This window comes from Thermosporothrix sp. COM3, from assembly GCF_059696735.1.
The window spans coordinates 641011-655635 of the sequence record NZ_AP019376.1 but is presented as its reverse complement, the minus strand read 5'-3'; the positions used below and the strand labels follow the sequence as shown (position 1 = coordinate 655635).

Below are 14625 nucleotides of genomic sequence, written 5' to 3'. Positions count from 1 at the left end.
AGTTTCTCAGCGCTGTTCAAAAGGTCGGTTGAAGGACAGTCTTTTCTGCTGTCCAAAGGGACAGGAATCGCTTCTATGAGATACAATGATGGACAAGAGGAGGTAGAGACTATGACCGATCCTTTTTCGATTCGTGGACAGGTAGCCGTAATCACCGGAGGAAGTGGGGTTCTCGGGCGTGAAATGGCGCTCGCGCTGGCCCGGGCTGGTGCGAAAGTCGTCGTGTTGGGTCGCGGGCTTGCGGCCTGTGAGCGTGTTGTGACGGCGATTCAGCAGGAGGGGGGGCAGGCGTGGGCGTTTGCCTGTGATGTGACTGTACGGGCGGATTTAGAGCGCGTGCAGGCGGAGATTACCCGAACACTCGGCCCGGCCTCGATTCTGGTGAACGCGGCGGGAGGCAACCGGGCACAGGCGACCACATCCCCTGAACTGCCGTTTTTCGCGCTGGATGAGCAGGCGATCAGCGAAACCTTCCAGTTGAATTTTACCGGAACGCTGCTTGCCTGTCAGGTCTTCGGGCAGGGCATGGCAGAGCAGGGCGCGGGCTGTATCGTCAATATTTCGTCGATGGCGTCGCTACGCCCGCTGACCCGTGTGGTCTCCTATGGCGCGGCGAAGGCGGCAATCAATAATTTCACGCAATGGCTTGCAGTGTATCTGGCGCGCGAGTATAGCCCGCGTATTCGGGTCAACGCGCTGGCGCCGGGCTTTTTCCTGACAGAGCAGAATCGCTTTCTGATGCTTGATCCACAGGGAGGCTATACGGCACGAGGACAGGCGATTCTCGACCATACGCCTGCGGGCCGTTTTGGTGAACCTGCCGACCTGACCGGGGCGCTGCTCTGGCTGGTCAGTCCGGCGGCCTCCTTTGTCACAGGAATTGTGGTGCCGATTGATGGCGGTTTTTCTGCCTTCAGTGGTGTCTGATAGCGGCCTGGCGGCAAAACCTGTCTCGGCGGGCAGGCTTTGCCGCGTTCTCCTCCTTAGACCACGCAACCGACGTATTTTTCATAAGCACAGGCAAAAGAATGAATGAGCGTCACAGTAGTATCTGTTGGTTGTGAAATACCAGCATCATGAAAGCCGTAGCGCTGATAGAACTTGAGGGCCGAGCTATCCCGCTCAATCGCGAGGCTGATGCGCTTATATCCCACCTCATAGGCGACCCCGAGCAAGACCTGTAGCAGCGCGCTCCCCACGCCCAGGCCGCGGGCTTCCGGTCGCACTGTGATCGAGAGCTCAGGTACTCCCGGGGAGACGAAGCCGTAACCGGGCTCCTGTGGCGGAAAGAGACGATACCAGGCCGCGCCGAGGCGGTGGCCTCGCTCAGTAACGGCAATAATGCCTGTATCGCCCCATCTGCCCCAATGCTCCAGATATTTTCGGAAGAGAGGCATATAGGGCGCCTTTCTATTGTCATGTTCTTCCTGTTTGGCATTGTTGTTTTCTGCTTCACAAAGCATGTCCCAGAGAAAGGGAAGATCGGACTTTTCGATCAGCCTCACCGTATAGAGTGGTTGCATATGGCTTTTCCTGTCCTTTCTTTTTGTTGCGTGGTGATGAATGCTCGACACGAACAGTTCAATACGAAGCGTACAAACTCGGCTTGAGGTCAGACCCAGGACGAGCATGAGAGAGCTGTTCTTTGACACTATACAATCTTTGCCAAATAGCTGCTGAGTCTGCCTGACATGCGCTTCTATGGAATCTGTCCGCGCTGAGCGACCTCTAACCGGATAGAGTGTGTTGTGGGTAAAAGGAGCAAGTTCTTCACGCTCTGCATAAAGAGAAAAATAGATTCAACTCGGAAAAGAGATGAACATGGTTCCTTGATTCCTCGGGCCATATTCGATGTTTTCTACAATAGAAATGTCTGAGTGAAGTCCGAATGGATATCCATTATACAAGAAAGATGAGCGAAAGAAATAAAGATCCTATTAAAATTTTTTCAAGGCCGTTTGCTTGCTCTACAAGCCCTTTCCTTTCTTCTCAAACCAGGAAACCTATTGCCATTTCTCCTACTTTTCCTCTATTATGTGTAGGTATTCTTGAGCGAGGAAACGGTGTGCCGTTTCAGATCTCGGGCTGTGTGCCTGAAAGCATGGTGAGAAACTCATCTTTTTGAGACGTAGTACTGTCGGGTTCATCGCTCATTTAGCTGAAGAACCCCGTTTAGCGGACAGAAGGAGCGGCCTGTCTGTTCCAGAGGGGAAGATATTTGAACTCTTTAAGGGAGAAAGGAAGCGCAGTATGCGAAGACTCGATGTTTTTGCCCGTGTTGCACTGCTGCTTGCCGGATGCGCGTTTATCTTTACGGCATGTGGCGGCGGGAACACGTCATCGAGCAATAATACGAATACCGGGGCAAGTAAAGCCTCGGTGGCTCTGGTCACAGATAAAGGGGGCCTGAACGACCAGAGTTTTAACCATCTGGCATTTCAGGGCTACACCAAAGCCATGAACGAGTTTGGTTTTACCAAGCAGGTTATTGAATCGAAGAATGAATCCGACTACATCAAGAACCTCACGACCGCAGCTCAGGGGGCTGATCTCGTCTTCGCGGTTGGCTTTTTGATGCAGCAGGCTGTCTATGAAGTTGCAACGCAGTTCCCGGACAAAAAATTCGCAATCATTGATGGTTGTGCTGTGCCTGCCGGGAAAAGCGAGTGCGCAACGTTGCCCAATGTTGCACCTCTCTATTTTAGCGAGCAAGAGGCGGGCTGTCTTGTAGGCGCGATCGCGGCTCAAATGGAGCTGGATGGCAAGTCCAAGATTCCCGAACTGCGCGGGAAGAACACCATTGGCGTGGTTGCCGGTGAGTCGATTCCTCCGGTGAATCGCTATATTGCCGGTTACAAATATTGCGCCAAGCAGGTGAACGAGAAGATCAACGTGCTGGTGACCTACACCCAGGATTTCCAGGCGACCGCAAAATGTAAAGATGCCGCTCTCAGCATGATTAACCAGCATCAGGCTGACATCATCTTCCAGGATGCAGGCGGCTGTGGCGTTGGTGCACTTGATGCTGCCGAGCAGGAAGGCGTCTTCAGCATTGGCGTGGATGCCGACCAGAGCCAGGTGAACAAGAGCGTGATTACCAGCGCAGTGAAGCGGGTTGACACTTCAGTGTATGCCACTGTCAAAGATTTTGTGAACGGCAAGTTCTCGAACAATCCTCCTCTCTTCGATCTGGCACATGATGGCGTTGGCTATGCACCCGTCAGCGACAAAGTTCCGGCAGACGCAAAAGCGAAGGCCGACGAGCTCGCGAAGAAGATAAAGGATGGCTCGCTCAAAGTCCCTTCTGAAATCCCGGCATAGTCTCTTCCAGAAAAAGTGTAAGGGTGGGAGCAGGACCCTCTCGCCCTTACATCTCTTTTTGCTTCAGTCACATCTCACGAAGGAGGAAGCGCTATTATGGCCGTGCCAACAGCGCCATCTCGAACGAAGGGGTCATCCGGGCCGGATGAGTCACCTTCCGCCCTGCTCCTTATACTTCAGAAGCTCCGCAATTCCCTCGGTCGTCCCCTGATCGCTGTCGTGCTGGCAATCGTGCTCGGTGGCATCATGATTATTGTGACATCAAAGGGCACCCTTGACGAACGCTTTACAGCAGCCCTGACGGCCTATGATGCGCTCTTTTTCGGAGCTTTTGGCACCCTGCAAAACTTTTCCAGCACGCTGGATAACATGATTCCGCTGATTCTCTGCGGCCTGTCGGTCTCGATCGCCTTTCGGGCCGGGCTCTTCAACATCGGGGCTGAGGGACAGCTTGCGATGGGCGCGATGACAGCGGGTATTCTTGGTTTGACGTGCTCGTCGTGGCCCGGCTGGCTGCTCATCCCCGTGATGATTCTGGGTGGTGTGCTGGCCGGTGCGATCTGGGGCGGTCTGGTTGGCTTTCTCAAGGCATGGCGCGGGGCCCATGAGGTTGTTACCACGATCATGCTGAACTGGATTGCCTTCTTTTTCACCGACTTTTTAATCAGCGGACCGTTCAAGGCTCCGCAGCTCTCTAACCAGACACAGTCGATGCCGGTTCAGGTGCGCCTGCCCCGGCTGGCTGTCTTCTATAATCAGACGTTGGGCACTTTCCTGCCGCCAATTGAGCGCCCGGAACAATACTTTGTCGATGTCAGCTTTTTGATCGCGATTCTCGTGCTGGTCTTCTACTGGTTCATCACGGCGCGCACCACATTCGGGTATCAGACGAAGGTTGTGGGCCAGAACCCGCGTGCGGCTGAGTATGCCGGCATTTCGGTCAAGCGAAACATGGTGCTGGCGATGGCGCTTGCGGGAGGCTTTGCCGGGCTGGCCGGTGCGCTGGCACTGATGGGGCGCTTCCCCTATCAGTTGATCGCCTCGGTTTTCCGCAGCGACTCGACAGGCTTCGACGCGATTGGTGTTTCGCTGCTGGGGCATTCGACCTCAATCGGCGTCTTTCTGGCCTCGCTGCTCTTTGGCGCGTTGCGCTCTGGTGGCCAGATTATGCAGTTGCGGGCCGGGGTTCCCGGTGACCTCTCCTATATCATTCAGGCGTTGATTCTCTTCAGCGTTGCGACCGAGTTCCTGCCCATTCTGGCCCGTAAGTTTACGCGACGGAATCCGTTTCAGCGGAAGCTGGCTGTTGCCGGTCCAGCAGCCAGGCCGGTGACGAAGGAGCCTCCGCAGGCAGCCGAAGAAAAATCCGCTCGCAGCAAAGAGGAGTGAAAATATGGACGTATTGTTGAGAGTATTAACCTCGGGTGATCTCTGGCAAGCAACGCTCCAATTCGGAGCGCTCCTGTTGCTGCCTGCCCTGGGTGGCGTGATTTCTGAGCGCAGCGGCGTGGTCAATATCGCGATGGAAGGCATGATGTTGACGGGCGCATATGCCGCGGTCATGATGACGCTGGCGACGCAGAATGTCCTGATCGGTGTCATCAGCGCGATGATTGCCGGTGGCTTGATGGCCCTGATTCACGCGGTGGCCTCGATCAACTTCAAGGCAAACCAGATCGTCAGCGGGATCGCGATCAATATCGGCGCGCTAGGCCTGACGAACTACCTGCTGATCGTGCAGACGGCGGGTCAGGGTGTGCCCGGTCTCCCGGCGTCCCTGCGCCTGCCGAGCGTTGGCGGCCTGCCCCTGGTCCTGCAACAGAATGTCATTTTCTATATGGCGATTCTGGTGTTGATCGGTATGCATTTCCTGCTGTTCCGCACCAATATAGGCCTGCGGATTCGCGCCGTCGGTGAGAATCCCGAGGCGGCTGATACTGCCGGTATTCATGTCCGGGCGATTCGCTATAGCTGCGTGATTGCTGGCGGCATGCTCTCCGGGCTCGCTGGAAGCTTCCTCTCACTGGGTATTGCCGGAGTCTTTAACGCGAACATGACGGCTGGCGCCGGCTTTATCGCGTTGGCAGCGATGATTTTCGGGAAGTATACGCCTGTGGGAACGGCGATTGCCTGTTTGATTTTCGGTCTCGGTCAGGCATTGAGCGTGCGTCTTCAGGATACCGGGATGTCACCCAACCTGCTGAACATGCTGCCCTATATCCTGACGATTGTGGCGCTGGTTGGTCTGGTTGGCAGGACAACCCCGCCTGCCGCAAGCGGCGTGCCCTATGAGCCGGGTTCAGAGTAGGAGAAAGGGAACATGCAAGAACTGGCAGTTGAGATGCGCGATATCTGCAAGGCGTGGCCCGGCGTGATCGCGAACGATCATGTCAATCTGGCGGTGCGCAAGGGCGAAATTCACGCCCTGATGGGTGAAAATGGCGCTGGCAAGTCAACCCTGATGAATATTCTCTACGGTCTGATTCGGCCCGATTCTGGCGAGATTCTGGTGAACAATGAGGCGGTCCATATCGGGAGCCCGCGCGACGCAATCCGCCGCCGTATAGGCATGGTTCACCAGCACTTTATGCTGATCCCGCCGCTGACGGTCGCGGAAAATATTGTGCTCGGTCATGAGCCGGGCGGCCTTGCAACCGGATATAATGTCCGTCGTGCCCGTGATGTCGTCAAGAAACTGAGTGAGCAGTATGGCCTGCCGATTGATCCCGATGCCCGCATTGAAAAGCTCTCGGTCGGGCTTCAGCAGCGGGTTGAGATCCTTAAGGCGCTCTATCGGTCCGCTGATATCCTGATTATGGACGAGCCAACTGGTGTGCTGACGCCCCAGGAGACGCATGAGCTGTTTGGTGTCCTGCGTGGCCTGGTGGAGCAAGGAAAGACGATCATCTTCATTACGCACAAGCTGCGCGAGGTTCTGGAGCTCTCTGACCGCATTACGGTGCTGCGGCGCGGGCGCAATGTGGGCGAGCTCATCACCCGCGAGACAAATCAGGCCGAGATCGCGCGTCTGATGGTTGGTCGCGAGGTGCTGCTGCGTGTGGAGAAGCAGTCTGCCACACCGGGTCCCGATGTGCTCACTGTGGAAAACCTGCATGCCCGCTCTGATCGAGGGCTGGAAGCGCTGCGCGGTGTCAGCTTTACGCTGAAAGCGGGCGAGATTCTGGGCGTGGCTGGCGTTGAGGGCAACGGTCAATCTGAGCTGGTCGAGGTGCTGACGGGAACGCGCAAGGCAACCGCGGGACGCATTACGATGAGCACCGGCGATAAAGAGAACAAGCGCGATCGTGATATTACCTCCCTGAACGCGCAACAGGTGCGCAAGGTCGGTGTGGCGCACGTGCCAGAAGACCGCCGGGGAAGCGGACTCGTGCTGGCTGACTCCATTGAAGAGAATATGATGCTCGGGCGCGAGGGCTGGCCCCGTTTCTCCCGGAGTGGGTGGGTGTTGCGCTGGCGTAGCATTGCCGCCTGGGCGCGTCGCCTGATGCAGGAATTTGATGTACGCGCTCCGAACACGAAGACACCGGTCAGGGCGCTCTCGGGCGGCAATCAGCAGAAGGTGATTATCGCTCGTGAGTTTTCGTCTGATCCTCGGGTCCTGATTGCCTCACAGCCAACGCGAGGTGTGGACATTGGCGCGATCGAGTTTATTCATCGCCGCATTATTGAGCAACGCGACGCCGGTAAGGCTGTCCTGGTGGTCTCCGCCGAACTGGACGAAATACGCGCCCTCTCGGACCGAATAGCGGTTATGTATGAGGGACGCATTGTCGACATTGTTTCCCCGGATGTCTCAGATGAGGAGCTCGGCATTCTGATGACGGGCTGCCGTCTGGAAGAAGCCTCGTAGCGTTTCTCCGGGATACCTATCGTCGCCATAGAAAAAAACGAGCTTGTTGCATAAGAGGTGTAACAAGCTCGTTTCGTGTGGTCACATAGAAGGTATCTCTTTTTTATAGAAGAAACATCGATCAGCCCCTTTAGCGTATCGACATATAACAGAACACCCGCCAGAGATACCTTGTCTGTAGTATAAGCGATATGACTGAAAAGAGCCTGAGAGATTCCTGAACTGAACCTGAAAATGCCTCTCAATCGTGTATTTCCGTCTCTATTTTTTCGTATCTTTGTATTTTCCTGATTTTTGGCGTAAAAAATGCTTGAAAATAGAACAATCATACGATATACTCAAGAGAAAAGAATGTATAGCAGCGGATAGACAATCATAAAGTGGAAAAAGAAGAGACGGTACATGTGAAGAGCCTAAGGATGGACTATTTCCGCTCCCTGTAACCGGGATGCTTGAAGCTGGCGGGCCACGTGCTTACGGCTCAGCAGGCCAATCGGGCATGTGCCCTCGATGACCGCCAGATAGTGCAGGTTGTGCGTGATCATCAATTCCAACGCATCGTAGAGTGATTGTTCTGCTTGTACCGTGTGAAGCTGGTCCGCGAGCCGCATCACATAGCTGACCGGCGTATGGGGCCACTGCGAACGCTCGACGCGTCGGATATCTTCGAGCGTAATAATACCTGCGAACTGGCTATTTTGTACTACAAGAGCTGATTCGTGTGCGTGGGGCTGAAAATAATCGTTTATAACAGTATAGAGCGATATATGCGAAGGGATAAGAAGAGGCTCTTCAACCAATGCCTGACGCACGGTTGTTTGCTGTATGCCGGAATGGTGTCGATGGCCAAGCCATTGAGATGCACTGAGCAGGAACCAGCCCATGAAGGCGGTCCACAGGCCAATGATTGTTGTGGCCTGACTGATAAAAAAGGAGACGATACCGAGGAGAATAAGCGCGTATGCAAGCAGCAGACCGATCCCTGTTGCGGTGGTCGTGGCCCGGGTCCGATTGCTGGTCTTCTTCCAGAGGAGCTGGTGCAGGATCTGTCCCCCGTCCAGCGGCAGCCCGGGAAGCAAGTTGAGCAGCGCGAGAAGGAGGTTCATCGTATACAGAAAGTCACAGATCGCTTCGATGAAAAGGTGCGTTCCGCGAAGCGGTAGGGAGAGCAGGTAGAAGATTGTGCCAAGCAACGCACTGACCAGCGGCCCTGCAAGCGCGATGGCGATATGCTGGCCTGGCTTCTGTGGATATCGTTCCTGCTCGTACTCGGGAAATGCACCAAAAATGAAAAAATGGAGGCTTTTGATCCGCAACCTGTAGAAACGTGCAACGAAAATATGGGCTAATTCGTGTAACAATAAACAAATGCAAAGCAATAAGGCGGAAAGCAAAGCGGAGAGCCAGTAGCTCTCAAAGGTCCATTCAGGCTCTAGTTGTACGTACCACGTTGCGCCGAGTGAGAAGACCAGGAGAATACAGGCTATGAACCAGCTCAGATGAATATGTATATCTATTCCGGCAATGCGTCCAGGATGAAACGTGTCCGGCATATATTGCGCTCCAAAACTAGTCGATGTAGTGTGGTGGATCACAGTGTGCATTTGCTGCTATAGATAGAAAACAGCGTTATACTGAAATCATAATCTCATTTCGTAAGCTGAGGCTGTGAAAGAGCTGAAACGAACCTGAGGATACGTTAGGCGTATTACCTCTTTTGCATACACAACATCTATAGTGCGCAAATCGCATACCGAATTTTCATAGCAACACCGTTCGTCTCCGACCCTGGCTCTCAGGGACCGTTCAGGGAAGTGGAGGGTGATGGCTCGCGCAGCCGACAACGCCTCCCTGAAAAGCGGGAGGGAGTGCATATTTCTCTCTATCCCTGTATGCAAGCCCTCGCGGATGCTGGAACGGTGAGGCCGGTCGCCAGACGGGCAGAAAAGAAGAATGTCCTTGCGTCTCATACATCTTGCAGTAATCAGCATGGTTGCTGAGGGGTGAGACGGGCAGACGAAGGTGAAAATACGAGTCTAAAATGACGATAGAGAATCTTGTACACAAATGAGAAAACCAGAGGAGGTTCATACCATGACAGTGCGAGAAGAAAAACTTGATCTGAGCAAACCCCGACCTGCTGACGAACTCTTGACCGTACGCGAGGTTGCACGTCAGCTTCGTGTGGATGATACGACCGTGCGCCGCTGGATTAAGACAGGTGCGCTTGAGGCCGTGACCCTGCCACACCGCGGCAAGCGGAGAGGATATCGCGTACGCAAGATCACGCTGGATCAGTTGCTCAGCGGCTCAACCCTGTCGAGCTAAGCAAGATCACGAGGGGGGCAATCTAGATTGCCTCCCTTTTTTTGTTGGCTATCTACCGCAATGGTTCCTCACTCCGCGCTCCTTTTCCTGACCGCTTCTCCGAAAACGTACAGATTGTGAACAATGATAGGCTGAAAGTGGGTAGGGGATTTGATATTGCGATCTCTTTTTCGTTTATAGAGAATGTGCCTTTTTCAAAGAGCGTTTTCTGAAGTCTGGCTGGTTTGGAGACTTCTGAAAGGTGGAGAAAGATTGAACAGAGGAACTGAAACGAGGAGAGAGCAGCCCTGGAACTGGACACGGCGGCTCGTCATCTCGCTCACGGTCCTGGTCTGGATTGTGCTGGCGCTGGTGATTGGCTGGTTGTTGCAGTGGGTAATCGGTTCGCTGATCCTGCTGGCAGTAGCTGTGCTCCTGGCTTATGCTCTCTATCCCGCAGTGACATTTTTACAGAGGTATGTGCCGCGACCTCTGGCGATAGCAACGGTCTATCTCGTGCTGTTCATGGGGCTCTGTGTCCTGCTCTATTTCCTGGGTCGAACAGCATTTCAAGAGGCACGTTCTTTAGAACAGAACATTGAGCGGGCGATCATCCGAGGTGATGGCCCGATTATCACGTTTCTGGCATCGCTGAATCTGGACTGGCTGAACATTTCAAAGCAGCAGATCTATGACACGCTGCTGCAATTTGGGCGTCAGCTTGGCTCGCAGCTTGGCACGCTTTCGCAACAGGCGGCGGGCATTGTCAAAGGGGTATTCAATGTCGTGATTAATACCCTGATTGTGGCGACGATGAGCATTTATCTGCTGATCGATGGCCCTCGGGTCGCGCGTTGGCTGAAAACCCAGACACCACGCAGCCAGCGCAAGAACGTCACATTTCTTGTTGAAACGTTCAAACGGATTGGCGGTGGATATATTCGCGGTCAGTTGCTGCTCTCCACCATTTTGAGTACGCTGACCGGTCTCTATATGGCAATTATTGGTGTGCCGTATGCCGTATTTCTGGGTGTGCTGGCCTTTGTCCTCTCCTTTATCCCGGTCATCGGGGCCTTTATAACCGGGATCCTCTGCATCCTCCTGGCGCTGACAAAGGGGTGGATTATTGCTGTTCTGGCGCTTGCTTTCCTGATCGCGATTCAGGTGCTGGAAAGCAATATTCTGAGCCCGCGTATTGTCGGCCCGGCGGTCGGGCTACATCCCGTTGTCTCGTTGCTGGCGCTGCTGGCTGGCGGAGAGCTCTTCGGGATTGCAGGGGCGCTGTTTGCCTCGATTACTGCCGGGATTGTGCAGGCGATTATCATTGCAGCCTGGAAAACCTGGAAGGAGAGCCACCCGGATGAGTTTACTTCAGATGGAGATGAGTCAGAGAAAACGCAAAAACTGGCGCATGCTTCTGAGGTCGAAGCGGCTTCAGGCTCATAAATGGAACATGGGAAGCTGTTGCACGACTCTACAGCTTCCCTCTGAACGTGTCTGATGTTTTGGGGTAGGAATGGAATGCTTCAGACACAAGATATCTTGCAAGAGATGCAATAGAGGAGCTATATTATGGACTGGAATCAACTCGCTGGTTTGTTGGCTCCGGTCGGAAGTATTATTCTGGCCGACCTTGTGTTAAGTGGGGACAACGCGCTTGTTATCGGCGCTGCCGCCGCCGGTCTGGAGAAGCGCACGCGTTGGTGGGCGATCCTGCTTGGTGGTGGAAGTGCTGTTATCCTCCGTATCGCCTTTACGATTCTGGCCGCCTTTTTGCTTGAAATACCTCTTCTGCAAACAATAGGCGGCCTGATTCTTATCTATATCGCGATCAAGTTGCTCTTTGAGAAAGAGGAGAAAGAAGATCCAGAGCAGCATGAGGCAGAGATACAGGCTTCACAATCGAAGAAAAAGGGGAAGAGCTTTTTCAATGCATTAATCACCATTCTGGTCGCTGATGTGACAATGAGCCTTGATAACGTGCTGGCCGTGGGCGCACTCTCAGATGGGCATATCGGGGTACTTATTTTCGGCCTGATTGTCAGTATCGGCTTCCTGTTATTGAGTAGTGCGGTTATTTCGGCGATTATGTCGAAACTTCCCTGGTTGATTGATGTTGCCAGCCTGATTCTTGCCTGGACGGCAGCCTCAATGATCCTTGAGGACCAGCGGCTTGGCCCCTGGCTGATGCAGAATCTCCCCTACGCAGAAATTGTGATTCGTGGGATCGTGCTTGTAATTATGCTCGGTTTCATTCTCTACGTCTGGTGGATGACCCATCAGAAGAAGCAGCAGAAACAGAATGGCGACAGCCAGACCACAAGTGTGCAGGATCAGACAGGCGAAGCAGTGAAGAAATAAGTTGAGAAAAATGTAGAAGGCAACGTTTCCCTCTTGTCGGAACGTTGCCTTCTTCTTTAGTGCGGCTTGACAAGCCTGGTGAGTCCCCCCAGACCGAAACGCCAGCTCAACAGGAATAGCGTCCCCGTCAGAACACTGAGCAGCGGCAGAGCATACCAGAATGGGAGCGTCCAGAGTAGCACACTCGAACCAAACGCATAGCCCAGACAAATCCCGAGCAGAAGCATCCGCAGGGGTGTGAACGGGCCCTCTTCTTGTAGCAGGCGCTCGGCCAGTGTCTCGGCTGCCTGGTTCAGGTCGGCATCGTGGGCGCTTCCACAGACAAGCAGTGTCGTGCAGCCACTGAGCAGCAGACAGACAGTAGTGAACATGCTCGCATATTCCTGTGCGGTGAGATGAAGCCACCAACCAAGCAGCGCACCGATGAACAGACCCTCCCCGACGATCAATAACAGAAAGACAAGCAAGCGGGCACGAAGCAGATGGGCCGGCTTGAGTGGCGCTGTCAGCAGGAGCGTCAGGCGGTTTCCCTCTCCGCCGAGCGCGCAGGTACCCGGCTCCAGCACGTGGAATAGCGTGACCGCAAGCGCGTACAGCGTTGCCACGACGCTCTTTGACGCGTATCCCTGCACGTATGGATAGACCAGAGGAAAAAGGGCAACAAGCAGCACCATAATGCCCGTTCGGATCCAGGTAAACGGGTTACGGCTCTGGTTCAGCAGTGCCTTGAACAGAAAGGCACTTTCAGGGTTGTTCCTGCGCTCAAGCCAGGCGAGAAGCGGGCGCATCCCGGGAACTGCCTGCCGGTGCCGCCGGGATGCCTGCTGCTGGTAGAAGACAGATGCGTATAACTTCCCGATAAGTGGTGCCAGCGGGCCAAGAAGCAGCGCCAGCAGACAGCAGAGTAACAGCAGAAGCGCTTCCGGTTGAGGCGTGAGCAGCTTTGCGATGCTCATGAAAAGAAGCCCACTAACGAGCGCCATAAGCGAGCACAGGCGCCTCCACAGCGCACCACTTGCCAGAGAACGAGCAAGCAGAAAGCCGAGCAGGGCACAGACTGGCGCAAGCAACATGCCCGCTGACAGGAGCAGCAGCCAGCATATGTTCATGTGCCTGGACGCAAGCCAGAGGAGCGAGCCACCTGAGAGTGTCAGGAGCGGCCAGCTCTGTTCAAGGATGAGCTCGCCAAGCACGGTATAACAGAGGGTACGCGGTGTGAAGGGAAGCAGCAAGAGAAGCTGTGTACTGGTGCTATTCAGGCTTGTACGGATGCTCAAGAGCGCGAGCAGAACGACAAGCAGCCAGCTTCCTCCGAGAACCTGCCAGGGAGATAGGTCTGCAACCATCCAGCCAAGCGGAAGCAGGCCAAACAACACCATGAAGGGTAACGCCACCCGCATGGGCTTCTCATAGCGTAGCCCATTCAGGAGGCTCTGGAAGCGGGCTTGCCAGATATATATCATACATTTACCTCTCCTTGTGTTAGTTTGAGGAAGGCCGTTTCCAGATCGGGAGCGGCCAGCAGGGTGCATAGTTCGGCGGGACTCCCTTCAGCAAGCAACCGTCCTTTGTGGATAATGCCCACTCGCTGACAGATATTCTCAGCCGTCGCCAGGTCATGCAGCGAGAGAAAAATGGTTGTGCCTGCCGCAGCCTGTTCGCTCAGGAGCCGCTTGAGCCGAAACGCGCTTTGTGGGTCCAGCCCGTTGAGAGGCTCATCAAGCACCAGTACGTCCGGTTGATGCAGCAGAGCTCCTGCAAGGGAAAGCTTGCGCTTCATCCCGAGTGAATAGGTACCGCAGGGGCGCACTGCATGCTCGCTCAGGTCCAGCAGTTCGAGGAGTGAACTGATCCGTTCCCGAGCCCGGGGAACACGGCGCACGCTCGCCAGAAACGTCAGAAACTCGCGTCCGGTCAGGCGTTCATAGAGAATGGCCCGGTCTGCCACATACCCGAGACGCTGTTTTGCTGGAAGCGGTTCTTGCCAGATGTCATAGCCTGCAAGCGTGATCCGACCCGCTGTCGGTTGCAGCAGACCGACCAGCATCTTGATTGTTGTCGTTTTGCCTGCTCCATTGGTTCCCAGAAACCCGTAAATCTCACCGCGCCGCACCCGGATAGTCAGGTTATCCACAGCGCTCAGGGAGCCGAATCGGGCGGTCAGGCCCTCGATAGTGATGGCCGCTTGTTCCTCCGGGATCGCTTCATACAGCGCTCCGGAAAGGTGATGCACCGTCTTCTCCTCTTGAGCGAGCAGCCGGAGAAAGCTATCACGCTCATCAACGTTTAGCAGTATGGAGCGGACAGGCTTTTCGTGTTGGCCGATGAGCAGGGGAAGCGGTTTACGCAGCCGGAGTAACACCTGTCCCTGTTCCGAGAAGCAGACGTTCAATTGCTGCTCATCTTGCTCATAGAGCGGGGTTGTGCTGTGAAACGGGGAAAGCCGTTTCTGCACAGGTTCTGCTACCTCAATCAGCGCACGGGGCACTGTGGCCACGAAGGTGCCATAGCGCACTGTCAGCTCGCTCTCTGTCAGGCAATGGCGCGTGTGGAGCGGTGCCCGCATTTTTATAAGGATGATGATGGGCAGAAGCAGCGCGAGTGCCGCCCCTCCCCACTTGAACGATGCGTGGACGGGCAGGAGCATGAGAACGAGCAGGAGCACACCACCCTCAAGGAAAAGCAGACAGCAAAGCGTGATAAGGGTGTTGTTGAAGCGCGAGCGAATCGCGGTATACGAAAACATAAGTGGAAATACTTCACTT

At 54.7% G+C, this 14625-nt stretch carries 12 protein-coding genes; 8 read left to right on the top strand and 4 right to left on the bottom strand.

Translation table 11 applies throughout. The features are described from left to right. Positions 1–111 precede the first annotated feature (111 nt). The gene (locus tag KTH_RS02880; RefSeq protein WP_497616338.1) at positions 112–927 is read left to right on the top strand and encodes an SDR family oxidoreductase; all 816 of its coding nucleotides are present in this window, start codon (positions 112–114) and stop codon (positions 925–927) included. 56 nt (positions 928–983) lie between these two features. On the opposite strand, the gene KTH_RS02875 is transcribed toward KTH_RS02880, so the two are convergent. After that, complete coding sequence (locus KTH_RS02875; protein ID WP_497616336.1) at positions 984–1523, bottom strand: GNAT family N-acetyltransferase; 540 nt, start codon at positions 1521–1523, stop codon at positions 984–986. Positions 1524–2250: 727 nt separating this feature from the next. Here KTH_RS02875 and KTH_RS02870 point away from each other — a divergent pair. The 4 genes from KTH_RS02870 (at position 2251) to KTH_RS02855 (ending at position 7192) form a co-directional block, all read left to right on the top strand. Next, the gene (locus KTH_RS02870; RefSeq protein WP_497616334.1) at positions 2251–3321 is read left to right on the top strand and encodes a BMP family lipoprotein; all 1071 of its coding nucleotides are present in this window, start codon (positions 2251–2253) and stop codon (positions 3319–3321) included. Between the two features lie 96 nt (positions 3322–3417). Continuing rightward, a complete protein-coding gene (locus tag KTH_RS02865) occupies positions 3418–4710 on the top strand; it encodes an ABC transporter permease (protein ID WP_111322999.1) in 1293 nt (430 codons plus the stop codon). A gap of 4 nt (positions 4711–4714) precedes the next feature. Further along, positions 4715–5629: an ABC transporter permease gene (locus tag KTH_RS02860; protein ID WP_497616332.1), complete on the top strand. Its 915-nt coding sequence runs from the start codon at positions 4715–4717 to the stop codon at positions 5627–5629. 12 nt (positions 5630–5641) lie between these two features. Beyond that, entirely contained in the window at positions 5642–7192 is a 1551-nt protein-coding gene (locus KTH_RS02855) for an ABC transporter ATP-binding protein (protein ID WP_497616330.1), read from the top strand. A 413-nt stretch (positions 7193–7605) separates the two neighbouring features. On the opposite strand, the gene KTH_RS02850 is transcribed toward KTH_RS02855, so the two are convergent. Beyond that, positions 7606–8745 carry a site-2 protease family protein gene (locus KTH_RS02850; protein ID WP_170142612.1) on the bottom strand — a complete coding sequence of 380 codons (1140 nt, stop codon included), beginning with the start codon at positions 8743–8745 and terminating at the stop codon, positions 7606–7608. Positions 8746–9286: 541 nt separating this feature from the next. Here KTH_RS02850 and KTH_RS02845 point away from each other — a divergent pair. From KTH_RS02845 to KTH_RS02835, 3 genes are all read left to right on the top strand, one after another. Next, positions 9287–9520, top strand: a complete 234-nt coding sequence (locus KTH_RS02845; protein ID WP_111322991.1) for a helix-turn-helix domain-containing protein — start codon at positions 9287–9289, stop codon at positions 9518–9520. Between the two features lie 252 nt (positions 9521–9772). Beyond that, positions 9773–10945 carry an AI-2E family transporter gene (locus tag KTH_RS02840; protein WP_170142611.1) on the top strand — a complete coding sequence of 391 codons (1173 nt, stop codon included), beginning with the start codon at positions 9773–9775 and terminating at the stop codon, positions 10943–10945. Between the two features lie 126 nt (positions 10946–11071). Beyond that, positions 11072–11860 (top strand): TerC family protein, encoded by a 789-nt coding sequence (locus tag KTH_RS02835; RefSeq protein ID WP_111322987.1) that lies wholly within the window; start codon positions 11072–11074, stop codon positions 11858–11860. Positions 11861–11916: 56 nt separating this feature from the next. Here KTH_RS02835 and KTH_RS02830 read toward each other — a convergent pair whose 3' ends face one another. Further along, a complete protein-coding gene (locus KTH_RS02830) occupies positions 11917–13323 on the bottom strand; it encodes a hypothetical protein (RefSeq protein ID WP_497616327.1) in 1407 nt (468 codons plus the stop codon). Further along, positions 13320–14606, bottom strand: coding sequence for an ABC transporter ATP-binding protein (locus tag KTH_RS02825; protein ID WP_497616325.1), 1287 nt, complete (start codon positions 14604–14606; stop codon positions 13320–13322). Before KTH_RS02825 ends, KTH_RS02830 begins: the two co-directional genes overlap by 4 nt. Positions 14607–14625: the final 19 nt, after the last annotated feature.

Bases quoted from the DNA above. Each gene is read 5' to 3' on its own strand.
- KTH_RS02830 (WP_497616327.1), bottom strand. From the start codon at position 13,323: ATGATATATATCTGGCAAGCCCGCTTCCAGAGCCTCCTGAATGGGCTA.
- KTH_RS02870 (WP_497616334.1), top strand. From the start codon at position 2,251: ATGCGAAGACTCGATGTTTTTGCCCGTGTTGCACTGCTGCTTGCCGGA.
- KTH_RS02825 (WP_497616325.1), bottom strand. From the start codon at position 14,606: ATGTTTTCGTATACCGCGATTCGCTCGCGCTTCAACAACACCCTTATC.
- KTH_RS02880 (WP_497616338.1), top strand. From the start codon at position 112: ATGACCGATCCTTTTTCGATTCGTGGACAGGTAGCCGTAATCACCGGA.
- KTH_RS02835 (WP_111322987.1), top strand. From the start codon at position 11,072: ATGGACTGGAATCAACTCGCTGGTTTGTTGGCTCCGGTCGGAAGTATT.
- KTH_RS02860 (WP_497616332.1), top strand. From the start codon at position 4,715: ATGGACGTATTGTTGAGAGTATTAACCTCGGGTGATCTCTGGCAAGCA.
- KTH_RS02855 (WP_497616330.1), top strand. From the start codon at position 5,642: ATGCAAGAACTGGCAGTTGAGATGCGCGATATCTGCAAGGCGTGGCCC.
- KTH_RS02850 (WP_170142612.1), bottom strand. From the start codon at position 8,745: ATGCCGGACACGTTTCATCCTGGACGCATTGCCGGAATAGATATACAT.
- KTH_RS02875 (WP_497616336.1), bottom strand. From the start codon at position 1,523: ATGCAACCACTCTATACGGTGAGGCTGATCGAAAAGTCCGATCTTCCC.
- KTH_RS02865 (WP_111322999.1), top strand. From the start codon at position 3,418: ATGGCCGTGCCAACAGCGCCATCTCGAACGAAGGGGTCATCCGGGCCG.
- KTH_RS02845 (WP_111322991.1), top strand. From the start codon at position 9,287: ATGACAGTGCGAGAAGAAAAACTTGATCTGAGCAAACCCCGACCTGCT.